The sequence below is a fragment of the Clostridium sp. AF32-12BH genome (assembly GCF_003477935.1).
GTDB lineage: Bacteria > Bacillota > Clostridia > Lachnospirales > Lachnospiraceae > Brotaphodocola.
Genome location: NZ_QUEH01000001.1, coordinates 222,650 through 248,094, shown reverse-complemented (window position 1 = coordinate 248,094; position 25,445 = coordinate 222,650). Strand labels below are relative to the sequence as shown.

At 49.0% G+C, this 25,445-nt stretch carries 19 protein-coding genes; 14 read left to right on the top strand and 5 right to left on the bottom strand.

From position 1 onward, the window contains the following. Window positions 1–49 precede the first annotated feature (49 nt). Both DWZ40_RS19320 and DWZ40_RS19725 read right to left on the bottom strand, forming a co-directional pair. Window positions 50–205, bottom strand: a complete 156-nt coding sequence (locus tag DWZ40_RS19320; protein WP_182431575.1) for a hypothetical protein — start codon at window positions 203–205, stop codon at window positions 50–52. A 267-nt stretch (window positions 206–472) separates the two neighbouring features. Then, entirely contained in the window at window positions 473–676 is a 204-nt protein-coding gene (locus DWZ40_RS19725; protein WP_207664481.1) for a putative holin-like toxin, read from the bottom strand. Between the two features lie 211 nt (window positions 677–887). Between DWZ40_RS19725 and DWZ40_RS01160 the strand changes: the two genes are divergently transcribed. The 7 genes from DWZ40_RS01160 (at window position 888) to DWZ40_RS19945 (ending at window position 7,668) form a co-directional block, all read left to right on the top strand. Continuing rightward, a complete protein-coding gene (locus DWZ40_RS01160) occupies window positions 888–1,844 on the top strand; it encodes a substrate-binding domain-containing protein (RefSeq protein WP_118540309.1) in 957 nt (318 codons plus the stop codon). A gap of 79 nt (window positions 1,845–1,923) precedes the next feature. Continuing rightward, window positions 1,924–2,775: a phosphate ABC transporter permease subunit PstC gene (gene pstC, locus DWZ40_RS01155; RefSeq protein WP_118540308.1), complete on the top strand. Its 852-nt coding sequence runs from the start codon at window positions 1,924–1,926 to the stop codon at window positions 2,773–2,775. Window positions 2,776–2,807: 32 nt separating this feature from the next. Beyond that, window positions 2,808–3,680 carry a phosphate ABC transporter permease PstA gene (gene pstA / locus DWZ40_RS01150; protein ID WP_118540392.1) on the top strand — a complete coding sequence of 291 codons (873 nt, stop codon included), beginning with the start codon at window positions 2,808–2,810 and terminating at the stop codon, window positions 3,678–3,680. 91 nt (window positions 3,681–3,771) lie between these two features. Then, on the top strand, window positions 3,772–4,521 hold the full coding sequence (gene pstB, locus DWZ40_RS01145; RefSeq protein ID WP_118540307.1) for a phosphate ABC transporter ATP-binding protein PstB: 750 nt from the start codon (window positions 3,772–3,774) through the stop codon (window positions 4,519–4,521). A 1-nt stretch (window position 4,522) separates the two neighbouring features. Next, on the top strand, window positions 4,523–5,170 hold the full coding sequence (phoU, locus tag DWZ40_RS01140) for a phosphate signaling complex protein PhoU (protein WP_118540306.1): 648 nt from the start codon (window positions 4,523–4,525) through the stop codon (window positions 5,168–5,170). Between the two features lie 12 nt (window positions 5,171–5,182). Next, window positions 5,183–5,866, top strand: a complete 684-nt coding sequence (locus DWZ40_RS01135; RefSeq protein WP_118540305.1) for a response regulator transcription factor — start codon at window positions 5,183–5,185, stop codon at window positions 5,864–5,866. Continuing rightward, window positions 5,863–7,668, top strand: coding sequence for an ATP-binding protein (locus tag DWZ40_RS19945; protein ID WP_243035144.1), 1,806 nt, complete (start codon window positions 5,863–5,865; stop codon window positions 7,666–7,668). The genes DWZ40_RS01135 and DWZ40_RS19945 overlap by 4 nt, the downstream gene beginning before the upstream one ends. An 84-nt stretch (window positions 7,669–7,752) precedes the next feature. On the opposite strand, the gene DWZ40_RS01125 is transcribed toward DWZ40_RS19945, so the two are convergent. From DWZ40_RS01125 to asnS, 3 genes are all read right to left on the bottom strand, one after another. Beyond that, on the bottom strand, window positions 7,753–9,651 hold the full coding sequence (locus DWZ40_RS01125; RefSeq protein ID WP_118540304.1) for an AAA family ATPase: 1,899 nt from the start codon (window positions 9,649–9,651) through the stop codon (window positions 7,753–7,755). A 3-nt stretch (window positions 9,652–9,654) separates the two neighbouring features. Continuing rightward, a complete protein-coding gene (locus DWZ40_RS01120; protein WP_118540390.1) occupies window positions 9,655–10,725 on the bottom strand; it encodes a metallophosphoesterase in 1,071 nt (356 codons plus the stop codon). 159 nt (window positions 10,726–10,884) lie between these two features. Beyond that, the gene (gene asnS, locus DWZ40_RS01115; protein WP_118540303.1) at window positions 10,885–12,276 is read right to left on the bottom strand and encodes an asparagine--tRNA ligase; all 1,392 of its coding nucleotides are present in this window, start codon (window positions 12,274–12,276) and stop codon (window positions 10,885–10,887) included. A gap of 417 nt (window positions 12,277–12,693) precedes the next feature. Between asnS and DWZ40_RS01110 the strand changes: the two genes are divergently transcribed. From DWZ40_RS01110 to pth, 7 genes are all read left to right on the top strand, one after another. Then, window positions 12,694–13,968: a glucose-1-phosphate adenylyltransferase gene (locus DWZ40_RS01110; protein ID WP_118540302.1), complete on the top strand. Its 1,275-nt coding sequence runs from the start codon at window positions 12,694–12,696 to the stop codon at window positions 13,966–13,968. Continuing rightward, window positions 13,965–15,086, top strand: a complete 1,122-nt coding sequence (gene glgD / locus DWZ40_RS01105) for a glucose-1-phosphate adenylyltransferase subunit GlgD (RefSeq protein WP_118540301.1) — start codon at window positions 13,965–13,967, stop codon at window positions 15,084–15,086. The genes DWZ40_RS01110 and glgD overlap by 4 nt, the downstream gene beginning before the upstream one ends. Before the next feature lie 143 nt (window positions 15,087–15,229). Continuing rightward, on the top strand, window positions 15,230–15,511 hold the full coding sequence (gene spoVG / locus DWZ40_RS01100; RefSeq protein WP_118540300.1) for a septation regulator SpoVG: 282 nt from the start codon (window positions 15,230–15,232) through the stop codon (window positions 15,509–15,511). A gap of 288 nt (window positions 15,512–15,799) precedes the next feature. After that, complete coding sequence (locus DWZ40_RS01095) at window positions 15,800–17,263, top strand: BTAD domain-containing putative transcriptional regulator (protein ID WP_118540299.1); 1,464 nt, start codon at window positions 15,800–15,802, stop codon at window positions 17,261–17,263. A gap of 151 nt (window positions 17,264–17,414) precedes the next feature. After that, window positions 17,415–22,964: a doubled motif LPXTG anchor domain-containing protein gene (locus DWZ40_RS01090; RefSeq protein ID WP_118540298.1), complete on the top strand. Its 5,550-nt coding sequence runs from the start codon at window positions 17,415–17,417 to the stop codon at window positions 22,962–22,964. Between the two features lie 180 nt (window positions 22,965–23,144). Then, window positions 23,145–24,851: an AAA family ATPase gene (locus tag DWZ40_RS01085; RefSeq protein ID WP_118540297.1), complete on the top strand. Its 1,707-nt coding sequence runs from the start codon at window positions 23,145–23,147 to the stop codon at window positions 24,849–24,851. 13 nt (window positions 24,852–24,864) lie between these two features. Beyond that, window positions 24,865–25,440, top strand: a complete 576-nt coding sequence (pth, locus tag DWZ40_RS01080) for an aminoacyl-tRNA hydrolase (protein WP_118540389.1) — start codon at window positions 24,865–24,867, stop codon at window positions 25,438–25,440. Window positions 25,441–25,445 lie beyond the last annotated feature (5 nt).

Here is a 25,445-nt window from a genome sequence, read left to right as displayed (position 1 = left end):
GTGTTTTTCATACGCAGATTTATGGTTCATCCCAATTATAATCGGAATATTATACTTTCAGGAGCGTTTCTACCTGATCGGCAGAAAGCCGGCCGTTTTCGTGGGCGGATGTTTCACCTTGTTCAAAATGGATAAGTAATTGTATAGTAGATTCTAAAACTTCTATATTGTTTCTCAAGTCAGATACAGGCTTAACTGTTGGCATAATCGCACCTCCTTGTAGTATGGTTTTATTATATGTAATGTATGTTAACGTATCAAATAATGATACATGTCAATTTACAGCGCTCCTGTTTGTGCAAGACGTAAGAAAATGATCACGAGAAGTTGACAAAAATAAAATTTGACTCTTAAAAAGGTTCATGTTATATTAAATATGAAAAGGGAAAGCCAAAGACACATGGCCTACCCGAAAACAGATTAAAGTTAGTCTCTTATGAGACCTGCCGTCACTATTGCGAGTAGTGGCGGCTTATTTTTTTCCCTTAAAGATCTCATAAATGAGACCTATAAGTGCAACAATGAAGATACCTATCTGGATCAGATCCGAATATGTAACGTACATTGGCATCGCCCTCCTTTCAAACTGGAGGGTAAGCCCCTCCGGGAGTGGAGGGTAGACCGCCTTGAGGTGTTTTGACTTTCCGTTCAACAAGTATATCATAAGATGGTTCATTAGATAATTATATTAGAGGAAAAGGCAGATGGTTTGTATGATACTTTTTCTGTTTTACCTCGATTTAACATTCCCCCTCTTTTTGATTTTACATTCAAATTTTACAATGCACTTGTGGTTGAGAGAGAAGAAAGAAAATCCCGGAAACCACAGTAAACATGCAAGTAACTGAAATGAGTTCATAAACAAAGAAAAGAGGATAACACGTATTATGAAGAAGACATTAGCAATGGTATTAGCAATGGGTATGACAATTGCAAGTTTGACTGCATGCAGCAGCAAACCGGCAGAGACAACTGCAGCAGCTACCGAGGCAGCAAAGACTGAGGCAGCAAGCGAGGCAGATACAAAAGCAGAAGAGACCACCGAAGCAGCTGGCGGCAAGGCAGAAGGCCCGATCACCGTGGTTTCCCGTGAGGATGGATCCGGCACCAGAGGCGCATTCATCGAGCTGTTCGGTATTGAGACCAAGAACGATGCAGGCGAGAAGGTAGACAACACCACTGAGGATGCAGAGATCACCAACAGCACCTCCGTTATGATGACCACCATCGCAGGCAACAAAGGAGCAATCGGTTATGTTTCCCTTGGTTCCTTAAATGACACCGTAAAGGCAGTTGAGATTGACGGCGCCGAGGCAAGCGTCGATGCAATCAAAGCTGGCGAGTACAAGGTAGCACGTCCGTTCAACATTGCAGTAAAAGATGGTTTAAGCGATGTTGCATCTGATTTCATCACCTTCATCATGAGCGAGGATGGTCAGAAGGTTGTTGAGGATAACGGTTACATCAGCCAGGGCAACGAGGGTGCTTACACCGCTTCTGGTTTAAAGGGCAAGGTTGTTGTTGCAGGTTCTTCTTCCGTAACTCCGGTTATGGAGAAACTGAAAGAGGCTTATGTAGCTGTAAACCCGGATGTGGAGATCGAGGTTCAGCAGTCTGATTCCACCACTGGTATGACTTCCGCAATCGAAGGTGTCTGTGATATCGGTATGGCATCCAGAGACTTAAAGGACAGCGAGCTGGAAGCTGGTCTGACCCCGACCGTCATCGCAATGGATGGTATCGCAGTCGTAGTTAACAACGAGAGCCCGGTTACCGAGCTGACCAGCGAGAACGTAAAAGACATCTTTACCGGTGAGATTACCGATTGGGCAGACGTTCAGTAACAGTAGAAATGTGCAGCAGGGCAGCTAGGAAGACAAAACAAGCTGCCCTGCTTTTTTATAAGGAAAGAAAGTGAGAACCATGAAAAATCTGAAAGAACAGCTGATGCACGCAGTATTTTTACTCAGTGCCTGCGTGTCCATTCTGTGTGTTGCCATGATCTGTGTATTCCTGTTCGCAAATGGTATTCCGGCGATCGGAAAGATCGGAGTCCTGAACTTCTTAACCGGCGAAAAGTGGAAACCGGGCAATAACCTCTTTGGCATCCTGCCGATGATCTTAGGCAGCATTTACGTGACAGCCGGTGCCGTCATCATCGGAGTGCCGATTGGCATTCTGACTGCAGTCTTTATGTCGAAGTTTTGTCCGAAGCGTGTTTACAAGATTGTAAAGCCGGCAATTGATCTGCTGGCAGGAATCCCTTCGGTTGTATATGGATTCTTCGGTATGGTTGTGATCGTACCGGTTGTCTCCACCCTGTTTGGCGGAAGCGGCAAGAGCATGCTGACCGCATCGATCCTGCTTGGAATCATGATCCTGCCGACCATCATCGGCGTGTCGGAATCCGCGATCAATGCCGTACCGTCCAGCTATTATGAAGGTTCCCTGGCACTGGGTGCCAGCCATGAGCGCAGCGTATTTTTCGCTACACTTCCGGCAGCAAAATCCGGTATTCTGGCCGGTGTGATCTTAGGCGTTGGCCGTGCCATCGGTGAGACCATGGCGGTCATCATGGTAGCCGGAAACCAGGCACGTATGCCGAAGGGCATTTTACAGGGTGTCCGCACCATGACGGCAAACATCGTTCTGGAAATGGGATACGCAACGGATCTCCACCGGGAAGCGCTGATCGCCACGGCGGTAGTCCTTTTCGTATTCATTCTGATCATTAACCTGTCGTTTTCAGTTATCAGCAGAAAGGCGAATGCATAATGGAAGCAGCTATGGAAAAGAAAAATATCGAAATGCAGGCGATCAACCGCCAGACTTTCGGGCAGCGGTTAAAGTCCTACAAACGCAGTCCGCTGTCTCTGGTGCTTCTGATCCTGGTATCGGCATCGGCACTTCTGACGGTGATGACGTTACTGTTTTTACTGGCTTATATTCTGATCAAGGGAATCCCGTATCTGACTCCGAGCCTGTTTGCGTGGGAATACAACAGTGAAAATGTATCCCTCATGCCGGCACTCGTCAATACGGTGATCATGACAGGACTTTCCCTGCTGATCGCAGTTCCCCTTGGCATTTTCGCGGCCATCTATCTGGTGGAATATGCCAAACGCGGCAACCGGCTGGTGAGCATCGTGCGGATCACCGCAGAGACCCTGACCGGCATTCCATCCATTGTATATGGTCTGTTTGGATTTCTTCTGTTTGCCGTGGCGCTTGGCTGGTCTTACACCATCTTAGGCGGCGCCATGACACTGGCGATCATGATCCTTCCAACGATCATGAGAACCACGGAGGAGGCATTAAAAGCGGTCCCGGATTCTTACCGGGAAGGAAGCTTCGGCCTTGGTGCCGGACGTCTCCGCACCGTTTTCCAGGTGGTCCTGCCATCGGCAGTACCTGGAATTCTGGCAGGTATCATTCTGGCGGTTGGCCGTATTGTAGGCGAGACCGCGGCACTGATGTATACAGCGGGAACCGTTGCAGGCATTCCATCCAACTTATTCGGCTCTGGCCGAACCCTGGCAGTGCACATGTACGTGCTGACCAATGAAGGACTTTACACCAACCAGTCCTACGCTACGGCAGTAGTGCTGCTGGTGATCGTAGTTTGTATCAACGCAGTATCCGGGTTCATTGCAAAGAAAGTTTCCGGAAAGACCGCTTAATTTCCGGTGGAAGAACAATCTGGAAAGACGGCTCAGTATTCTGGCTGCGGCGCAAAAGGTGCCGCGGCATCCAAAAACAGAGAGGTAACGTATGGATAAGCTAACAATCAGCAACATGGAATTGTATTACGGCGATTTTAAAGCCTTAAAAGGAATCAATTTAAATATCCAGGCCAACGAGATCACGGCGTTTATCGGTCCGTCCGGCTGCGGAAAATCGACCTTATTAAAATCTTTAAACCGCATGAATGACCTGGTAGAAGGATGCCGCATCACCGGAAGCATTTTGCTTGACGGCGAAGACATCTACGGGGATATGGACATCAACCTTCTCAGAAAGCGGGTCGGTATGGTGTTCCAGAAACCAAACCCGTTCCCGATGAGTGTTTATGACAACATTGCCTATGGACCGCGTACCCACGGCATCCGCTCCAAGGCACAGCTCGATGACATCGTGGAGAAATCCCTGCGCGACGCAGCCATCTGGGATGAGTTAAAGGACCGCTTGAAAAAGAGCGCGCTGGGACTTTCCGGAGGACAGCAGCAGCGTCTTTGCATCGCAAGAGCACTGGCCGTGCAGCCGGAAGTACTTTTGATGGATGAGCCGACCTCCGCGCTGGACCCGATCTCAACTTCCAAGATCGAGGACCTTGCGGTGGAACTGAAAAAAGATTATACTATCGTCATGGTAACCCATAACATGCAGCAGGCAGCACGAATCTCTGACAAGACCGCGTTCTTCCTGATGGGCGAAGTGATCGAGTTCGGCGAGACCGAGCAGATCTTCTCCATGCCGAAGAACAAAAAAACAGAAGATTACATTACGGGGAGGTTTGGCTGATATGCGCAATCGATTTGATGAACAGCTGGAGCTTTTGAATGTGGAGCTGATCCGCATGGGAGCACTGTGTGAGGATGCGATCTCTTACGCGTCCCGCACGCTGATGGGTGAGGGTGACTTTACCAAGGATGTCTACAAGGCCGACCACGAGATTGATCAGAAGGAGCGCGATATCGAGAATCTCTGTATGCGCCTTCTTTTGCAGCAGCAGCCGGTAGCGAAGGACCTGCGTCAGGTTTCTTCCGCACTGAAAATGATCTCCGATATGGAACGAATCGGCGACCAGGCATCCGACATCGCGGAAATCTGCAGTTTCGTGGATGACCGTGAGGCAAAGAGCCGTCTGCACATCCGCGACATGGCCGACGCGACCATGCGTATGGTGACCCAGAGCATCGATTCCTATGTAAAACGGGATCTCAACATTGCAAAAGAAGTGGTCCAGTACGATGATGTGGTGGATGATCTGTTCGGCAAAGTAAAAGAGGAGCTGATCGGCATGCTGAGTGCCGGAAGCACCGATGAGAAGATGGGCGAGTTCTGCATTGATATGCTGATGATCGCCAAATACTTTGAACGAATCGGAGATCATGCTACCAACATTGCAGAGTGGGTGGAGTATTCCATCACGGGAACCCACCTGGAATAAAAGGAGAAAAAGATGATCTATCTGGTAGAAGACGATGAAAGTATCCGGGAACTTGTAATCTATACGCTGCAGACCACGGGTCTTACTGCAAAGGGGTTTCCCTGCGCGAAGGATTTCTGGAATGCCATGAAGCAGGAGTACCCGTCCCTGGTGCTCCTTGATATTATGCTTCCGGATGAAGATGGTCTGACCATCTTAAAGAAGCTGCGGGATGCCGGTCCCACAAAACGGCTTCCCGTTATTATGCTGACTGCAAAAGGAACCGAGTATGACAAGGTAGTCGGCTTAGACAGCGGCGCAGACGATTACATACCAAAGCCGTTTGGCATGATGGAGCTGGTCTCCCGGGTGCGTGCCCTTTTGCGCCGGGCAGAGCCGGAACACGAAAAACGCACCGATGCCTGCACTGCCGGACCGATCCATGTGGACTTAAACCGCCATGTGGTAACAGTAGACGGAACTGTTGTGGCACTCACGTACAAGGAATTCGAACTGCTTTGTTATCTGATCGAAAATAAGGGCATGGTCTTAACCAGGGATCAGCTGTTATCCAAAATCTGGGGATATGATTTTGATGGAGAAACCCGCACGGTGGATGTCCACATCCGGACACTCAGACAGAAGCTTGGCGAGGCCGGCCGCTGTATCGAGACCATCCGCGGGGTTGGATATAAGCTGGAGGAATCAGAAACATGAAGATCAAACGAAAAATCTACTGGAATCTGTGTCTGGTAGCACTTCTGACCATGGTGGTGTCAGCGTTGATCACGACGCTCCTTTTGTGCCAGGATCTGCAGACCCAGATGCGCCAGGCTGTCATGACCGAGGTACGGTATCTGGAGTCCGCCATGGAGGTATCCGGCAAAGATTACCTGGTTCATTTAAAAAGCCGTGGAGATGGCAACAGCGTCAACCGCATTACCTGGGTCGATGAAAACGGCAGCGTGCTCTATGACAGCTATGCGGACAGCGAGAGCCTGGAAAACCACAAAGACCGCCCGGAGATCGCGGCAGCTTTAAAGAATGGACGCGGTGAGAGTGTCCGTACTTCCCGCACCCTTGCGGAACAGACCTACTATTACGCAGCCCGTTTAACAGACGGCAGCGTTATCCGCGTGGCAAGCACCACCAAGAGCGCTCTTGCAACCGTGTTCCACACCGTTCCGATCATGATTGCCATGGCGATTCTGATTGTGCTTGGAGTCCTGATCCTGGCTGAGTTCCAGACCAAGCGGATCATCGCGCCGATCAACCAGATGAATCCGGACGATCCGCAGGCAGGAGATGTGTACGATGAGCTGGCACCGCTGGTGCGCCGCCTGGAAAAACAGAAGGAAACCATCCGTCAGCAGATGGAGATATTAAAAGAAAAACAGGAAGAATTCTCTGCGATCACAGAAAACATGCGCGAAGGTTTTCTTGTGGTAGACAGCAAAGGCGATGTGATGTCTTACAACAAGAGTGCGCTGAAACTGTTGGGAATCCCAGAAGGAGAGGAAGGAATGCTAAGCCGCCATGGAAATGCGGCGTGGGAAGAACATACCGATCCGGGCAAGGAAGGCACACTGTCACAGGATTTACCTGCAAACAGTCAAAACACAGGAACTCATAATGACGCGGAACGACATAAAGCGAATGTAAACATCATCAGCATCAACCGCTCTGAAAACTTCCGAAGAGTCGTGGACGAAGCCTTAAAAGGCAGCCACTGCGAGGAAATGCTGGATGTCGGAAACCGTCATTACCAGATCATTGCAAACCCGGTAGCAGAATCCGAAGAACGCAGCGGTGCCGTCGTTGTCATCCTGGATGTCACCGAGCAGCAGGGCCGCGAGGAACTGCGCCGCGAATTTACCGCGAATGTCTCCCACGAATTAAAGACTCCGCTAACCTCCATCTCCGGTTACGCAGAAATCATGATGAACGGCATGGTACAGCCCGCCGACATGGGCCGCTTCTCTGGAAAGATCTACAAAGAAGCCCAGCGCCTGATCACGCTGGTAGGTGATATCATCCGCCTGTCCCAGCTGGATGAAGAAAAAGTCCAGATGGAAAAAAGTCCGGTCGACTTACACCTCCTTGCCTCCGACGTGGTAAAACGCCTGCAGGACGTGGCAAAGAAAAATCAGGTTACACTGATGCTCACCGGAAAACCAACCGTGGTAAACGGCAACCCGCAGATCCTCGACGAGATGATCTACAACCTCTGCGACAACGCCATCAAATACAACAAGCCGTTTGGTGAAGTCGAAGTCAATGTCGCCATGATCAAAGACCACCCGGTCCTCACCGTGGAAGACGACGGAATCGGCATCCCGCCGGAAGACCAGGAACGCATCTTTGAGCGTTTCTACCGGGTCGATAAAAGCCATTCCCGCCAGATCGGCGGCACCGGACTGGGACTCTCCATCGTAAAGCACGGAGCCATCTACCATAAGGCAAAGGTAGAGCTCAAGAGTGCGCCCGGGGAAGGAACCACTGTGCGGATTACGTTCTAAAAAATAACAATTTAAGTATATGACAAGGGCCGTGTGAGTTGCCGAAAGGCAACTCACACGGCCCTATTAAAGTGAAATAAATTGTTACATTGTAACGAGGTGATATGCGATCTGGTCGGCGGTCATCATCTGCGCTTCCCTCTGGTGGCAGGTAAAGATGATGATCTGGCCCGGATACGCCTTCTTCAGCCACTTGAGCGCGGTGTGCAGCCGGTCTTCATCGTAGAGCACGAAGCTGTCGTCGAAGATCAGCGGCATGTAATCGCCATCCGGCTGGATGAGCTTTGCCGCGGCGAGACGCAGGGCGAGATAGATCTGGTCCATGGTGCCGCTGGATACCTGTTCCACCGGAACCAGGCGCGTGCGGGTGTTCATGAAGACATTTAAGTTTTCATCGACACTCATGCTGTCGTAGATTCCGCCGGTAATGCCGGAGATTAAGTCGGATGCAGTCTTATTTAAGTAAAGCCCGAACGAATCCCGGATGGTGGCGGAGAGTTCGGTCATGGTTTCCAAAGCCAGGTCGATGGCAGTGATCTCTTCGCGGATCCGCTCATTTTCAGCCAGAACCTGCTTTAAGGATTCGGTCTGGTCCTTGCAGTGAGCCAGGTGGTCCAGCTTTTTCTCCAGCTCCCACTGGGTTTTCTGCTGGCGGGAGATGACATCGTCGCAGCTTGTTTCTTTCTCCTGCAGGGCGGCGATCTCGGCAGCCTGTTCTTTTACGGACTGCTCAGAGCGTTCCAGTACCTGGCTTAAGCGGATGAATTCTTCCATGCGTCCCTCGAGAGCCTTCATTGCCTCCTCAGAGATGGAGGAATCGCCTAAGTGGCGGGAGAAGATTTCCTGCAGCAGCTTTTCCGTCATGGAGAGTTCCTGGCGCAGGCTGCGGTTCTTCATAAAGAAGATGAGCCCGACAGCGAAGAAGAAGACTGCAGCAGCACTTAAGATGCAGATGAGCCATATGGTGTAGCGGGACACGCCAGTCGATACGGACATCAGTGCCCCCACGCCGGATGCGGCAGTATCGATTGGCTGGGAACTGAAAAAACCAAGGACTCCCGCGCCAATGGCAGAGCAGACAGCCAGCACGAGCATGATGACCGGCAGGAGCGCGCGCCCTTTTTTGGAGGCGGTTTCGGACAACTCCTGATAATGGTTGTAAGTATTTTGCGCATTTTCCCGGTAAGCGTGGATGGAAGCCTCATCGGTAAACTGCGCGCCTTCCAAAGCCTGGCGGCCCTTTGCGATTTTCTGGAGCAGGGTTTCGCGCTCGGTCTGCTTTTCGGAAAGCTGGTTCTTTACCTGCGAGCGCAGATCCTGGTAGGTCCGCAGCTGGTTTTCGTATTCCGGCGCGGAAATTTCTTTTTCCATGTTTTTGATCTCGGTGAGCAGCGCAGTGTAGGTGCGTGCTGCCTCCGGGGTGAGCTGCCGTTCAAACTCTTTCCGGCGCCCTTTTAAATAGGAAGAAGCCTTTGTGATATTTAAGGAAAGATTGCCAGTGGTATTCATGTTGGCAATGTAATTGCGCAGTTCGGTCACCATGCCGCCCTCGGTCACGCATTTGAGCTGACCGATGCTGATGGTGTTGTTGTAGGCGGTTTCTGTGAGCCCGCCTAAGAGAAAGTCCAGGAAGCTTTTGGTGGGCTCCACCTGTTTTCCGGCAGTTTCATTTACGATCACAAAGGATTTCTGATCCTTCTGGAAATTGCGTTCCAGGCGGTAGATGACCCCGTCCTTTTCTACCCGCATCTGACCGCCGTAGACGCCCTTGTTCTTCCATGGTTCATATTTGCTGTAAAGGTCGCCCCGGGCAGCACGTCCGCGCCCGCGTTCCAAACCAAACAGCATACAGCGGATGAACGTATGCAAGGTAGATTTTCCGGCTTCATTTTTGCCGTAAACTACGTTTAAGTCTTTGTCGAAAGAGACGGAGAGGTCGTGAAACTTGCCGAATCCGTCGATATGTAAATCTAGTATCCGCATAGTCTAACTCCTCTCGTCTTTGGTGCGAAGCAGGGCATCGATCCCGTAGTACAGCGCCTTTTTTTCAACCGGACTGGGATCATCCTTTTGAAATGCCTGGATATAAAAACCGATCATGTCGCTTGGATGTTCTGCAAAGAGCTGGCAGAAATCGTACTGCGGCTCCGATTCATCGACCGCCTCCACAATCTGCAGGCGGCGCTCCAGTGGTTCTAAGTCAAAGACAATGTCCGGGTCGCGCATGCCGCGGATGCGGAAACGGTAAATGTTTTCCAGTCCGCGTTCTTTTACGGCATCTGTGATGCGGTCACAAAGCTCGGCATTCGTGGTAGCCGGAGTGACATGGACGACCAGCGGAATGTACTGGACGCGGCTTACCGGGACAAACTCCAGGGAGATGACCTGGCCGGAGGCGGGCTGGATCTCGCCGACTACCATGCCGTGCGGACCGGTCTCAGTTTTGTCAAGCGGCTCTAAGGAACCAGGATATGCGTAGGAAAAATCCGGTGCAAGTTCCGGCTTATGGATGTGCCCAAGTGCCGTGTAGGCAAAACCAGTGCGGGCGAGACTGCCCTTGTCGAGCGGAAGATGGGAAGCATCGCCGCCGTGTGCCAGCAGTACATGGATGCGGGAATCATCCGGCGCTTTGATGCCGTTTAAGCGGGCTTCATTGATCTCAGCCGTGTAGTAGGAAAATCCGTGTACCTCCAGATTGAAATCTGGAAAATAGACAGAGCTCAGCTCCTCAGACATGAGGAAGGTAACATTGGGACACCAGGTAAAACTCATGAGTGCGGAATTTAAGCGGATGCGGTCATGATTTCCGGCGATGATGACAATCTTCACACCGGGAATCGTGGAAAAGAGATAATTGACTTCTTTTAAATCGCGCAGGAGCGGCTGACGGTGAAACAGATCTCCTGCAATAAAGAGAAAGTCCGCGTCCCGCAGCTTGGCCTGTCGTACGACCTCAGCAAAGCTGTCGTGAATGGCCTGGGCCCGCTCGCGGTTCCAGGGCCGGTCACTGTCCGGGTTCATGCCCCAGTGGACATCGGCAATGTGAATAAATTTCATGGGATTCTCCTTGTTGATCAGCGGATGCGCTGCTGGCGCCTCCATGATATGCGGTGCGATAGCAAGTGTGCCATGGCGCCTTCCTGATATGCACTATAATAGAATGCGGGTATGCCGGCAGTTCGTCCTGCGCAGTATACCCGCATTGATTTTCAAAATTTACAGATCGCAGTTTCCAACGGTTCTCGGGAACGGGATCACGTCACGGATGTTGCCCATGCCGGTTAAGTACATCACGCAGCGCTCAAAGCCAAGACCGAAACCTGCATGGCGTGCGGAACCGTATTTGCGCAGGTCAAGGTAGAAGCTGTAATCTTCTTCCTTCAGACCAAGCTCTTTCATACGTGCGCTTAACTTCTCTAAGTCATCCTCACGCTGGCTGCCGCCGATGATCTCGCCGATGCCCGGTACCAGGCAGTCTACTGCAGCGACGGTCTTTCCGTCCGGGTTCATCTTCATGTAGAAGGCTTTGATCTCCTTCGGGTAGTCGGTCACGAATACCGGTTTCTTGAAGATCTGCTCGGTCAGGAAGCGCTCATGCTCGGTCTGAAGGTCGCAGCCCCAGGATACCTTGTAGTCAAACTGGTCGTTGTGCTCTTCCAGGATCTTCACCGCGTCGGTGTAGGTGATGCGGCCGAACTCGGAATTTACAACATTGTTCAGACGGTCTAACAGACCCTTGTCGATGAAGTTATTGAAGAATGCCATCTCCTCCGGAGCGTGCTCCAGCACATAGCGGATGACATATTTTAACATGCCTTCTGCAACTTCCATGTTGTCGTCCAGATCAGCGAATGCCATCTCCGGCTCGATCATCCAGAACTCGGCAGCGTGGCGGGTGGTGTTGGAATTCTCAGCACGGAAGGTCGGCCCGAAGGTGTAGATGTTGCGGAATGCCATAGCGTAGGTCTCGCCGTTTAACTGGCCGCTTACAGTTAAGTTGGTTGGTTTGCCGAAGAAGTCCTGAGTGTAGTCAACAGAACCGTCTTCGTTCTTCGGAACATTGTTTAAATCCATGGTGGTTACCTGGAACATCTCGCCGGCACCCTCGCAGTCACTTCCGGTAATAAGTGGGGTGTGAACGTATACGAAGTCACGCTCCTGGAAGTACTGGTGAATGGCGTATGCGATCAGGGAACGCACGCGGAATACAGCCTGGAATGTGTTGGTGCGCGGACGCAGATGGGTGATGGTACGCAGGTACTCCAGGGTGTGGCGCTTTTTCTGAAGAGGGTAGTCCGGTGCGGACGGACCCTCTACGGTAACCTCAGCCGCCTGGATCTCGAACGGCTGCTTTGCCTCCGGGGTAGCAACCAGGGTGCCTTTTACGATGATGGCAGCGCCTACGTTTAATTTGCTGATCTCAGCAAAGTTTGCCATATTGTCATGATAAACGACCTGAAGGGTCTCAAAATAGGTTCCGTCGCTGACTACGATAAAGCCAAACGCTTTGGAAGCACGCACGCTGCGCACCCAGCCGCCGATGGAAACTTCTTTGTCGAGGTAAGCCTCCCGGTTCTTATACAGTTCTCTTACAGTAACTAAATTCATGATGCTTCTCCTTTGATCTGTGTTCTTTTCGCAGCAGATTCTTCGATGAATCCCTGTGTTTTCCTGTTTTAACAGATATTTATGGAATGATTTCCACACTTAATCAAGATTATACTTCATTTTATTAAGTGATTCAAGAAAAATTATCGAAATACAGGCATTTTGCAGGTGCCGCCGGGCATGCCCCACGTACAGATGCAGCAAGCTGGAAGCACCGTTTTGCAAAGTGGCCCGGCCAATCGCAGAAATAGTGTTATATTTTTTACCAGCTACCATATATAGACAATGCTCGAAATAACACAAAAAGTGTCGGAAAATGTACAAAAATTATTGAAAATAATACAATTATTTGTTCACTATTTCTGAAATGTGTGTTATAATGGTAGATACAAGAAAACACTACAGCGAGGTGATAACGTGATTAAAAAGGAAATGATTGCCATGCTTTTGGCAGGGGGACAGGGCAGCCGCCTTGGGGTATTAACACAAAAAGTCGCGAAACCGGCAGTGTCGTTTGGCGGCAAATACAGAATCATCGATTTTCCACTCAGCAACTGTATCAATTCTGGCGTTGACACAGTTGGCGTTTTAACACAGTATCAGCCATTACGTCTGAATAGTCACATCGGAATTGGCATTCCGTGGGACTTAGACCGTAATGTCGGAGGAGTTACCATTCTTCCACCATACGAGCGCAGCAAAGGCAGCGACTGGTATACCGGTACTGCAAACGCGATTTATCAGAACCTGGAGTATATGGAAAGCTACAATCCGGATTATGTTCTGATTCTTTCCGGCGACCACATCTATAAGATGGATTACGAGGTTATGCTGGAATATCATAAAGCAAACAACGCAGATGTCACCATCGCATGTATGCCGGTGCCGATCGAAGAGGCAAGCCGCTTTGGTATCGTGATCACCGACGACAATAACCGTATCACCGAGTTTGAGGAGAAGCCGGCGCATCCGCGCAGCAACCTGGCTTCCATGGGTATCTACATATTCAGCTGGCCGGCATTAAAGGAAGCACTCATCGCTATGTCCGAGGAGCCGGGCTGTGACTTTGGTAAGCATGTCATCCCGTACTGCCACGGAAAGGGCGAACGCATCTTCGCTTACGAGTACAACGGTTACTGGAAGGACGTCGGTACCTTAGGCTCTTACTGGGAAGCAAACATGGAGCTGATCGATATTATTCCGGAGTTCAACCTCTATGAGGAATACTGGAAGATCTACACCAAGAGCGACATCATCCCGCCGCAGTATGTAGCGGCAGACGCAGTCATTGAGCGCAGCATCATCGGCGAGGGAACCGAGGTACATGGAACTATTACCAATTCCGTCATCGGCGCAGGCGTTACCATTGAGCCGGGGGCAGAGGTACACGATTCCATCATCATGCGTGACTGTGTGATTAAGGCAGGCGCAAAAGTGAACAAGGCCATCGTCGCAGAAGATACCACAGTGGGCGAAGGCGCTGAGCTTGGTGTTGGCGAGTACGCACCGAGTAAATATGACCAGAAGGTTTACCAGTTCGACCTGGTTACCATCGGTGAGCACAGCGTGATCCCGGATCATGTAAAAATTGGTAAGAATACCGCAATTTCCGGCGTCACCACTCCGGAGGACTATACCGACGGAGCACTGGCAAGCGGAGACTACATTATAAAGGCAGGTGGCGTACGATGAAAGCGATTGGTATTGTATTAGCAGGCGGAAACAGTAAGAGAATGCGGGAATTATCCAACAAACGTGCGATTTCCGCAATGCCGGTTGCAGGCAGCTACCGCAGCATTGACTTTGCGCTCAGCAACATGAGCAACTCCCATATCCAGAACGTGGCGGTGTTTACCCAGTACAACTCCCGTTCCTTAAACGAGCATTTAAGCTCCTCCAAGTGGTGGGATTTCGGAAGAAAACAGGGCGGACTTTATGTATTCACTCCGACCATCACCGCAGAGAACAGTGACTGGTACCGCGGCACCGCAGATGCCCTTTATCAAAATCTTACCTTTTTAAAGAACAGCCATGAGCCTTATGTGGTCATTGCTGCCGGCGACGGTATCTACAAGCTGGACTACAACAAGGTTCTGGAATATCACATCGAAAAGAAAGCAGACATTACCGTAGTCTGCAAGGATATGCCGGAGACAGAAGATGTCACCCGCTTCGGTCAGGTAAAGCTGAACGATGACGGCCGCATCATCGACTTCGACGAGAAGCCTATGGTTTCCACATCCAACACCATTTCCTGCGGTATTTACGTTGTCCGCAGACGCCAGCTCATCGAACTCATCGAGCGCTGCGCAGCAGAAGACCGTGTGGATTTTGTACGCGATATTCTGGTACGTTATAAGAACTTAAAACGTATCTACGCATACAAACTGGACACCTACTGGAGCAACATCGCTTCCGTAGATTCCTATTACAAGACCAACATGGACTTCTTAAAACCGGAAGTGCGCAACTACTTCTTCAAAGAATATCCAGATGTATACTCCAAGGTGGACGACCTTCCGCCTGCCAAGTATAACCCGGGTGCCCTGGTGAAAAACAGCCTGATCTCCAGCGGCTCCATCATTAACGGAACCGTTGAAAACTCAATTCTGTTTAAGAAAGCATATATCGGAAACAATTGTGTGATCAAGAATTCCATTATTTTGAACGATGTTTACATTGGCGACAATACCGTCATTGAAAACTGTATCGTAGAGAGCCGGGATACCATTCGTGCAAATACCACGTACATCGGTACTCCGGAGGATATTAAGATCGTTATTGAGAAAAACGAGCGCTATACTTTGTAGACGAACTGTCTGTGCAGACATGCGACTGACACAGAACAGAATGCAGACATCGTAGTGACATGATCAAACACACAGCCGGTTGACCTGGACAGGCATTGAAACCTGCCTGCAGTGACCGTGCAAAATCGGGGGAGGGTTTCCACATGCAGATAACAGATGTGAGAGTGAGAAAGATTGAAAAAGAAGGGAAAATGAAGGCAATCGTTTCTATTACCATAGATAACGAATTTGTCGTTCACGACATTAAAGTCATCGAAGGAGAGAAAGGGTTGTTCATTGCCATGCCGAGCCGCAAGGCTGCAGATGGTGAGTACCGCGATATCGCTCATCCGATCAATTCAGGAACCCGCGATATGATCCAGACCATTATTCTTGATAAATACGAGAGTGCGGCACTGGAAAGTCAGCAGGAAGAACTGGCATAATCATCAGCGAATAACAAAAAGACATGCCCGGCAGGAGAAAAACTGCCGGGCGTTTTTATTTCATAGGAAAGTGCGTCCTATGAAACAAAAACGCTCCGCGGGGATGCGCACTCGGCGCAAGGGTAGATGGTTGCCTCGGCAACCGCGCCTCGGCGCGGGAATGTGCCAAGGCACATTCTTTCTTGCATCAAAAATATGACCAATTTTGCCGAAGTTTGACCAATTCTGGCGAAGTGCTTGCATCGTCTGGAATTGCGCGCTATATTGAAGGAAAAGGAGGGGAACATTATGAAAAAGACAAAAGACCTTGACCGGTTGAACATAGAAGTAACGGAAACAGACCGCCAGACGGCAGAGAAAATAACGGAAAACAAGAACGAGAATGCAATGGCAGAAATGACAGAAAATGAAACAGAGGATGAAAACAGGGAAGAAGCCACGGCATCCAAATGGCAGAGACCACAGAACGATCCGAATGTGATCTATATCCAGATGCTCGGGGGCTTCAGTATGACCTATCAGGGACAGCCGATCCTTTTGGGAAAGAGTCTCAGCAGCAAAATGCTTCATCTTCTAATGCTTCTGATCTACAGCCGCGGGGAGGGGATCCGCCGGACCAGACTTTTGGAGCAGCTTTATGGGGACAGCGACACAGAGCAGGCAGCCAATTCCCTGCGCGCCATGATCTTCCGTTTGAGAAAGAGCCTGGTAGCGGCCGGACTTCCGGATGGGGAGTATATTTCCACCAGAGGCGGCATATACATGTGGACAGCGGATCATGTCGATGTGGAACTGGATGTGGAAATCTTCCAGAAGCAGGTGATGGCAGCTCTGGAAGAAAAAGATCCGATGAAGGAGATCGCGTTGCTGGAAGAAGCCTGTGCCCTCTATAAAGGAGAGTTCCTGCCGCTCATGATCGCGGATGAATGGGTTTCTGCCGCAAACTGGAAGTATCAGGAGCTTTATTTTAAGGTGCTGCGCGAACTGACCCGGCTGCTGAAAAAACAGAATCGTTACACGGAACTGCTCCCGTACTGTGAGCAGGCTTTGAGCCGTTATCCGTATGAGGAGTGGCAGCTGGTCAAACTGGAATGCCTGACCGCCATGAAGGAGTATCAGACAGCGGTCGAGTATTACGAACAGATCGCGCAGGAATCCCAACAGGAGTACGGCATCAGCATGTCGGAAGAGATGATGGAACATTACCGCGCCATCCGCAATATGATCCAGTACGAGATGAACAACCTCGATGAGATCCAGCAGCACTTAAGACCGGATCCGAATGTATTTGGCGCAACCCGGTGCGATTACCTGACGTTCATTGATATTTACCGTTATATTGTCTGGGTACTGGGACGTGAAGATACCAGGGCGCATCTGGTACTCTTTACCCTCATCGACCGGGAAGGAGAACCGCTGGAATCCTCTGAGCAGCTGGAAGAAGTACGGCAGCGGCTGGAACGTTCCATTATCCGGTCAGTCCGCCGCTCCGATCTGTATACCCGCTACGGCAAAAACCAGTTCCTGGTCCTGGTGACCAGCACCGACCAGAAAGGCTGCAAGATCGCGGCAGACCGTGTATGCAAAAACTTCCACAACGTCAACCGCCGCCGGAAAATCGATGTATACTATGCCTGCAGACCGGCCATGGCGGTAAACGGGGACAGCTTAAAAAAGAACATGGGAAAGAACGTCAAGGAACTGGAAACGCAGGCTCAGGAACGTGCCGCACAGGCAGACTGGGAAAACTGATTTTTGTGAAAAAAAGTCAGGAAAAATGCAGAAAGTAACAGTTCATGTAACGCCTGGCAGCGTATACTAAAAATGACAATGAAACCATTGTCTGATTTTTACTATTATTCACCTTCAGATAGTCAAATTTAAGGGAAAAGGAGAGAGAAGTATGAAAGGACTCGAAGCGAAAACATTGGGCCTGAGAAAAATGCTCAGGCACGAGTATAAACGCATCGTGGCGTTTATGCTGACGGTAGCCATGGTTGTGACCAACTTTGGCACCAACCTGACCGTAGCATTTGCGGCAGGCGAAGAAGAAAGCTCTCTGTTCCTGCTTAACAGCAGCGAACTTGAGGATGCGATCAGCGCAGCTCTGGAAAGTGGAGATGTGTTCGATTTTTCATCTCTGGAGCTGAAAGCAAAACAAAAGAGCCTTAAGACTTCCTATGAAAAGCTGATAGGAAGCAAGGCCGGAAAGGTGTATCAGCTCGATGTAGATATCGACAGCAGTTATGCGACAGAGCATACAGATCTGCAGGTATTCTACAACGCAGGCACCGACGATGTGGTATTCCTGTTCATCAACGAGAGCGACATGGCAGTCACCTTCCGCGCAAACGTAAGTGGATATGAAACTGCACGTGTCACCGTAAATCCGAACACCACCAACATCGAAGATGCAGAGGGCGTGGAGAACGCGGAAGACTACAGCGGCACCACCATGGTGGACGATGAAAAGAAGCCGCAGGCAGAGGTTGTAAAGCCGGAAGGCGAAACATCTGAATCCGAGAGCACTTCTGACGAAACCGAAGCAGCCGAGACCGAAGCAGACGTAACCGAGAGCGAAAACGCTTCCGAGAACGGCGAGGCAGAGGAGACCACCGGCGCAGAGAAAGCTGCTGAGACAGAAACCTCCGAAGCAGCCGAGACCGAAGCAGAGACTGAGCCGGAAACCGAGGCAGAGGCACCGGCAGCAGACGAGGCTGAGAAAGAAATTGAACTTACTCCGGAAGAGGGAAGCGCAAGCGCATCCATCTCCGCAAAGAAGGTATTCCGTGTAAGCACCAGCGCAGAAGCAGCAGGGGAAGCTCCGGCAGCAGACGCTGAGGAAGAGACCGAAGCAGAGGAGCCGGAAAAAGAAACTGAGGCTCCTGTAGAGACTACCGCAGAAGAAACCGTTGCTGATGACAGCACGGAGGAAACCATTGCAGACGAGACTCAGGCAGACGAGACCACCGCAGCCGATGAGACAGACGGCGAGCTCACCGATGAGACTGAGGCTCCGACTGAAGACGTTACCGCTCCGGATGAAACAAACGGAGAAGAGCCGGCAGACAACGACGGCAGCGAGAATATTGGTTTTGACAACGACGAGCAGTTCCTGGAGGATGACTCCATTGAACTGGCAGGCGAGCTGAATGGTAAGGCATACAACACCGTAACCATCTGGGGCAGCGCAAATGCAAGAGCGTATGTGGTAAAGGCTGAGGACCTGACAGGTGAGGCAGCAGTAGAGGGCCAGTACAGCGTAGATTACTCCGTAGATCCGGTAGGCACAGCAACCATCAAAGGCGCACACACCGTAAACGAGGGCGAGACCCTGTACTTTGCAGTAGACCCGCAGGTAGGCTACGAGATCACCAGCGTAACCGCAAACGGTGAAGATGTAGAAGAAGTCGATGCAGCAGGCGTAGCAAGCGCATCCAACCTTACAAAGTACGAGCATGTCTATGCCGTAGCAGAAGTAACCGAGGATCTGGAAATTGTTGCAACCCTGGAAGAGATTGACGGCGTGGCACATCCGGAATTCAACGCATCTTATGTGAGCAGCGATGGCGTTACCATCAGCCTGCACGCAGAGGAAGGCATCCTTCCGGAAGGCACCGAACTTTCCGTAACCGAAGTGACCGATGCTCTGGGCGATACCATCAAAGAGAAGATGGACAGCGAGACCGAGGGCACAACCGTTCACAGCGTATTAGCATACGATATCAATCTCCTTTATAATGGGAAGAAACTCAGCAACAGCTGGTCCGAGAGTGGCTATGTAGACGTAACCTTCACCGGTGCTCCGATCCAGGAAATGACCGAGGCTTCTGATAAGGTCGAGATCGTAGCAGTAGAGGATACCAGCGCAACCAAGCTGAGCGCAGACAATGCAGCCGAGGCAGAAGCAAGTGAACTGAAGCTGGAGACTGTCGGCGAGCAGAACGTAGAGGGAACTGTGGTAGAAGAAGTTGGATTTAAGGCAGAGCACTTTACGATTTATGCGATTGCTGGCAGTGGCAATACACACGCAGTGCCATTAGAAGAAATGCTTGTTGGTAAGAATAGTAGTAAAACTATTTATTCTGATAATTATTCGTATGATTCTTGGTATACATGGGAATCTTCTGATACGAGTATTTTAAGAGTTGGAGCTAATACTCGATATAATTGGTATTATAATGCAACTACAATCACAACATACAATAAAACTGGTATTGTTACACTCCGATTAAAAAATTCACGTGGACAGGTGTTGGACGAAGCAACTATCTCAGTAGGTACGGGATATGTGACAGCACAGTTTTATCATTTGAAGGATCCAACAAAAACACCGGATTCCAATAATACAAGTGAATGGAGCAGTAATCTTGGAACAGGTCTTGCAAATGAAACAGGAGCTGTATGGACGGACAATAAAAATATCTTCAATGCAGGTAATCGTGTTGAAGAGTGGCCATCTGGTTATGGTACAAAAACTGCGGATGGTAAACTGGAATTAACTCGAAATACGACAACCTGGAATGAAATTTATGAGAAATTCAAGGATCAGGCTGCAGAAAACGCAGGGGTAACGATTAATAGCAAAGATGATGTGGAAGCAATTTATCTTGTTCCATATAAGATTTCAAGAAACAACGGAACGCATCCGGATCATCATGTTGACTGTATCATTGAAATGAAGGTAAAAACCGTTGTTACGGTTTCTTACAGATTGAAAGATGCTAGTACAGACAATGTTTACCGTGCACCGGAAGATAATAAGATTGTTGCTACAGGTTCAATCGCACCGAGACCTACTGGAAGCTATCCGGCAAGAAAGCAGGTAAACGGTGTTTGGTATGAATTTGATGGTTGGTATACCAATCCGGAACTGACAGGTGATCCAGTTGATTTTAACACTTACGTAGTTAATGAAAATACTACATTTTATGCGAAGTATGTTGGTGAACATAAAGTAAGTTATGATTGGACTGGTTTGCCAACGGGTGTGACCTTGTATGACGGACAGGGAAATGTAGTAACTCCTGCTTTACCAAGCGATATCACTAAATTGAAAACTGGTGAGAGTTATAGCATTGATACAACAATGCCGGGAACCGTAGTATATACGCATGATGAGTTTGGAAATAAGAATGCAAAGTATACACTTGGAGCATGGAATGATCCTAATAATGGTGTTATGGGAGAAAGCAATGTTCTGGTAACTGGTATCTGGACTTCAGAAGTGGTAAATGTACCGGAATACCGCATTGTATATAGCTGGACAGGAACTGTGCCGGATGGAGTGACATTACCGAACGATAACCACAGCTATAAGAATAATGAGACGTATGAGGTAGATATTACTTATGGAAAAGACTACACCGTGAATTCGTATGATCGATATCACAATGTGAATGGTGTTTATACGTTTAGCGGATGGGACACTCAGCCAGGAAGAATCCAGAAAAATCTTGAGATTAAAGGTAACTGGAAATTTGAAGAAACAAGCGTGGCTCAGCACAATGTAAGCTACCAGTGGAGTGGTCTGCCAGAGAATGCAACATTATATGATGAAGCAGATGTCGCAGTTGTACCAGAGCTTCCGACCGGTATTAATGGTTTGGTAAAGGGTCAGCCGTACCAGATTAATAGAAGCCAAGAGAAAATCGCGGTATATACGCATGACGGGTATGGAAACAGAAATGCGAAGTATACACTTGGAACATGGAACGATCCTAATAACGGAGTTATGGGAGAAAGAGATGTTTTGGTAACTGGCGAGTGGACAAGAGAAAACATCAAAGTGCAGAAGTATAAAGTAACTTACAAATATGTAGGTTCTATTATTCCGTCGAATGCACCTCAGGTACCTGTCACTGCAGAGTATGTAAAGAATCAGCCGGTGAATGTAGAAGAGACACCAGAAATTAAGGGTTATTCATTCAATGGTTGGAATCGTGGAACATCCAATGCAGGAAGCACATTTAATATGCCGGCAGAAGATGTTGAGTTAACCGGTTCATTTGTTAAGAATTCATACCCGTATTTCGTAACATACCATTACGAAGATGCAAAGGGCAATGAGATTTACGCAGATGATTCTGTTAAAAATGTTTTAGCTGAGTTTGAGTCAGTAATTCCATATAATACGACTTCACCGAAAAAGTATGCGATTGATGGAAAAGACCATAATTTCGTATTGGATAAGGTGGTATTTGGAAATACGCAGGGCGCAGGCAAAACAGCAATTGTGACGGATGTTGCAACAAAGAATAATGTTGATGTTTATTATGCACTGGATGAACTCGGTACCAATCCGGAAAATCCAACCAATCCGAATAAGCCGGATGGAATTGCAGATAAATATCAGATTGTATTTACCTATGTCGCAGATGATCACGGAACAGTAACTGGTATGCTGAAAGAAGTTGTAACCAGATATGAGGGTGATAAGAAATTCAGTACAACTGCTCCTGCTTATCCAATTGCAGAAAACATTGTGGCAACACCTGACGCTGGTTACAAGTTTGTAAACTGGACTTCTAAGAATCCATCAGAAGCATCTGCAAACATTGTAGCTGTATTCAGCAGAATCCTTCAGCAGAGCAGTGCAACCAATGCTAAGTTTAAAGACGTAGCAGCAATAAGGGCTGCAGGCTTTACTCAGGATACCGAGTTTACGGCTCACTTCGTTGCAAGTGATGCAACTACCTACAATGTAGAAGTTTACTACGAGTATGAGGGCAAGTATTCAACAGTTCCGAGCAAGACCGAAACTCTGGCAGGTACAACTGATACGAAGGCAACTGTAGCAGCAGAGACTTATCTGCCGACTAGCGGCTATGTATTCGATCAGAACGCAACAAATGTACTGAGCGGTACAATTGCTGGTGACAACAGCCTGGTACTGAAGGTTTACTACAAACAGGTATTTAAGGTAACTTACGCACCTGGTGATCATGGTTCCTTCAAATCTCAGACCTACACCGTATCTTACGGAAGTCAGACTCCGGGATTCAGTGGTGACAAGACTGCAAATGGTAACTACAGATTCACTGGTTGGGATAAGACCATTGAATCCAGAGTAACTGGTGACATTGTTTACACCGCGCAGTGGGCTGCCAACAGCAATGGCGGCGGTAACGGCGGCGGTAACGGCGGCGGAGGTGGCGGAAGCTCCTCTGGCGGTGGCGGCGGAAGTTCTTCTGGCCCGAGAGACAACGGTTCTACACCGTCCGGTGGCCCGGGAGCAACAACCGTAACCATTGATCCGGATGCAGTTCCGTTAGCAAACCTGCCGAACGAAGATGGAGCAGCTGATCTGCTAGTGATCGACGATGAGGACGTTCCGTTAGCGGCACTTCCGAAGACCGGTCAGAGTGGAGCAAGCGGACTGGTACTCTTCCTGTCCAGCATGATGCTCGCAGCATTCGTGGCAGTCAGCAAGAAACGCGAAGACGATAAGTAATGGAATCGTTTTCAACCATAAGAATTACAGAGAAAGCGCCGGGAGCGAAAATGCTCCCGGTGCTTTTCTGGTATCTAAAAGTTTGTCGAGCCGTTCTCATTGCAATACATTCCGAATTTTGCTATTCTATATTCATAAAAACCATGTTTACAGAAAGCAGCATAGAAGGGAATGTGAGCCATGAAATCGTCATTATTAAAATTGCCGGTGGGGGTAGACAGCTTCGAGAAAATCCGGAAAGATGGATTTTATTATGTGGATAAAACCACATTGATCGAGCAGCTTCTGGAACAGTGGGGAGAGGTGAATCTGTTTACCAGGCCGCGCCGTTTTGGAAAGACTTTGAATATGAGCATGCTTCGCTGTTTTTTTGAAATAGGAGCAGATCGTTCTTTGTTTGACGGTTTGGACATTTCAAAAAATCAGGAACTTTGCAATGCCTATATGGGAAGGTTTCCGGTGGTGTTTTTTTCTTTGAAGAATGTGGATGGTCTTACTTTTGCAGATGCAAAGTATCGCCTGACAGAACTGGTTGCTGCGGAAGCGGAGCGCTTTTTATTTTTGTCAGATAGTAAAAAGCTTTCTGAAAATGAAAAAAGCAGGTATCAGGCCCTGATTGCGCTTGACCATGGGCGTTATACTATGGATGAGACAATTCTTGTGTCCAGTCTGCAGCTACTGTCACAGCTTTTATATAGACATTACGGACAGAAAACCATAATATTGATAGATGAATACGATGTTCCACTGGACAAAGCATTCCAGCATGGCTATTATAAGGAAATGGTTTCACTGATCCGTGGAGTATTCGGACAGGCTTTAAAAACCAATGATGCGCTGCAGTTTGCGGTATTGACGGGATGTCTGCGGGTATCGAAGGAAAGTATTTTTACAGGACTGAATAATTTTAAAGTACTCGCTATTACGGATGCCCGTTTTGATGAACAATTTGGCTTTACGGAACAGGAAGTGTCAGAATTGTTGGAGACGTATCACCTGGAAGAACATCAGGCGGAAACAAAAGAATGGTACGATGGATATCATATTGGCGGTGCAGATGTTTATTGTCCATGGGATGTGATCAATCATGTGGACAGGCTTCGCGGAGAACCGGGGGCGCAGCCGCAATCCTACTGGATCAATACCAGCGGGAATGATCTGGTGAAGCGGTTTGTGAACAGGGCAGATAAGACAACGCGTGATGAAATGGAACGACTGATTGCCGGGGAATCCGTGGAAAAAGAAATACGTCTGGAATTAACGTATGACGAGATTGATCAGAGCATTGACAATTTATGGAGTGTGCTGTTTACGACCGGTTATCTGACAAGGATCGGAAAACCTGTAAATGGCATTTATCGGCTGGCTATTCCAAACAGAGAGGTGCGGGAGGTTTATATCACCCAGATACAGGAGTGGTTTAAAGAAAAAATCAGAAAAGAAACGGGATCCATGCAGACATTTTGCAAGGCATTTCTGGAGCGGGATTCCGATGAAATTCAAAAGCAGTTAACAAGGATTCTGAACAATATGATCAGCATTTTGGATACAAAGGCACGAAATGAGGAAAAAGAAATATTTTATCATGGGCTGCTGCTTGGCTTGCTGCGCAGTGAGTCTGACTGGCTGATCTTGTCAAATGCAGAGTCTGGCGATGGATTCAGTGATATTTTGATTGAACCGGAAGATCCGGATATGGGAATTGTGATTGAGTTAAAGTACGCATCTGATTTTTCCGGTTTGGAAAATGCCTGTAAAAAGGCGATGGAGCAGATTAAAGACCGAAGATATGCGGACCGTTTGAAAAATGACGGTCGCAGTGATATTCTGGCATATGGAATCGCGTTTTGTAAAAAACGGTGCCGGGTTATTGCGGAACAACTATAGGAAGGATAAAATGATGTATTTAATTGCAGGACTTGGGAATCCCACACGGGAATATGATAAAACGAGACACAATGTCGGCTTTTCGGTGATCGATGTGCTGGCCGACAAATACAATATTGATGTAAGCGACCGCAAGCACAAGGCGCTGTGCGGCAAGGGTATCATTGAGGGGGAGAAGGTCCTTCTTTTGAAGCCGCAGACCTTTATGAACTTAAGCGGCGAGAGCATCCGGGAGGCGGTCGATTATTACAAGATCGATCCGGAGGAGATCATTGTCATTTATGACGATATCAGCCTGGAACCGGGGCAGCTGCGCATCCGGTTAAAGGGAAGTGCCGGCGGGCACAATGGCATTAAGAACATCATCGCGCACCTGGGAACGCAGGAGTTTCCGCGCATTAAGGTTGGCATCGGCGCGAAGCCGCCGAAGATGGATCTGGCGGACTATGTGCTGAGCCGCTTTGGCGCGGAGGAGCAGAAGGTGATGGATGAGGCGTTTCAAGAGGCGGCTGAGGCGGCTGTCATGATGATGACGACAGGAGCGGAGCGTGCCATGAATCATTATAACGCCAAAAAGAAAGCGGAGTAGGTATC

What these genes read in the sequence shown, in the direction of transcription:
- pth (WP_118540389.1), top strand. Translation starts at nt 24,865, where the DNA reads ATGTATTTAATTGCAGGACTTGGGAATCCCACACGGGAATATGATAAA.
- DWZ40_RS01135 (WP_118540305.1), top strand. Translation starts at nt 5,183, where the DNA reads ATGATCTATCTGGTAGAAGACGATGAAAGTATCCGGGAACTTGTAATC.
- DWZ40_RS01095 (WP_118540299.1), top strand. Translation starts at nt 15,800, where the DNA reads ATGAAAAAGACAAAAGACCTTGACCGGTTGAACATAGAAGTAACGGAA.
- pstC (WP_118540308.1), top strand. Translation starts at nt 1,924, where the DNA reads ATGAAAAATCTGAAAGAACAGCTGATGCACGCAGTATTTTTACTCAGT.
- DWZ40_RS19725 (WP_207664481.1), bottom strand. Translation starts at nt 676, where the DNA reads ATGAACCATCTTATGATATACTTGTTGAACGGAAAGTCAAAACACCTC.
- DWZ40_RS01085 (WP_118540297.1), top strand. Translation starts at nt 23,145, where the DNA reads ATGAAATCGTCATTATTAAAATTGCCGGTGGGGGTAGACAGCTTCGAG.
- DWZ40_RS01160 (WP_118540309.1), top strand. Translation starts at nt 888, where the DNA reads ATGAAGAAGACATTAGCAATGGTATTAGCAATGGGTATGACAATTGCA.
- asnS (WP_118540303.1), bottom strand. Translation starts at nt 12,276, where the DNA reads ATGAATTTAGTTACTGTAAGAGAACTGTATAAGAACCGGGAGGCTTAC.
- DWZ40_RS01090 (WP_118540298.1), top strand. Translation starts at nt 17,415, where the DNA reads ATGAAAGGACTCGAAGCGAAAACATTGGGCCTGAGAAAAATGCTCAGG.
- DWZ40_RS19320 (WP_182431575.1), bottom strand. Translation starts at nt 205, where the DNA reads ATGCCAACAGTTAAGCCTGTATCTGACTTGAGAAACAATATAGAAGTT.
- pstB (WP_118540307.1), top strand. Translation starts at nt 3,772, where the DNA reads ATGGATAAGCTAACAATCAGCAACATGGAATTGTATTACGGCGATTTT.
- DWZ40_RS01120 (WP_118540390.1), bottom strand. Translation starts at nt 10,725, where the DNA reads ATGAAATTTATTCACATTGCCGATGTCCACTGGGGCATGAACCCGGAC.
- spoVG (WP_118540300.1), top strand. Translation starts at nt 15,230, where the DNA reads ATGCAGATAACAGATGTGAGAGTGAGAAAGATTGAAAAAGAAGGGAAA.
- DWZ40_RS19945 (WP_243035144.1), top strand. Translation starts at nt 5,863, where the DNA reads ATGAAGATCAAACGAAAAATCTACTGGAATCTGTGTCTGGTAGCACTT.
- phoU (WP_118540306.1), top strand. Translation starts at nt 4,523, where the DNA reads ATGCGCAATCGATTTGATGAACAGCTGGAGCTTTTGAATGTGGAGCTG.
- DWZ40_RS01125 (WP_118540304.1), bottom strand. Translation starts at nt 9,651, where the DNA reads ATGCGGATACTAGATTTACATATCGACGGATTCGGCAAGTTTCACGAC.
- pstA (WP_118540392.1), top strand. Translation starts at nt 2,808, where the DNA reads ATGCAGGCGATCAACCGCCAGACTTTCGGGCAGCGGTTAAAGTCCTAC.
- glgD (WP_118540301.1), top strand. Translation starts at nt 13,965, where the DNA reads ATGAAAGCGATTGGTATTGTATTAGCAGGCGGAAACAGTAAGAGAATG.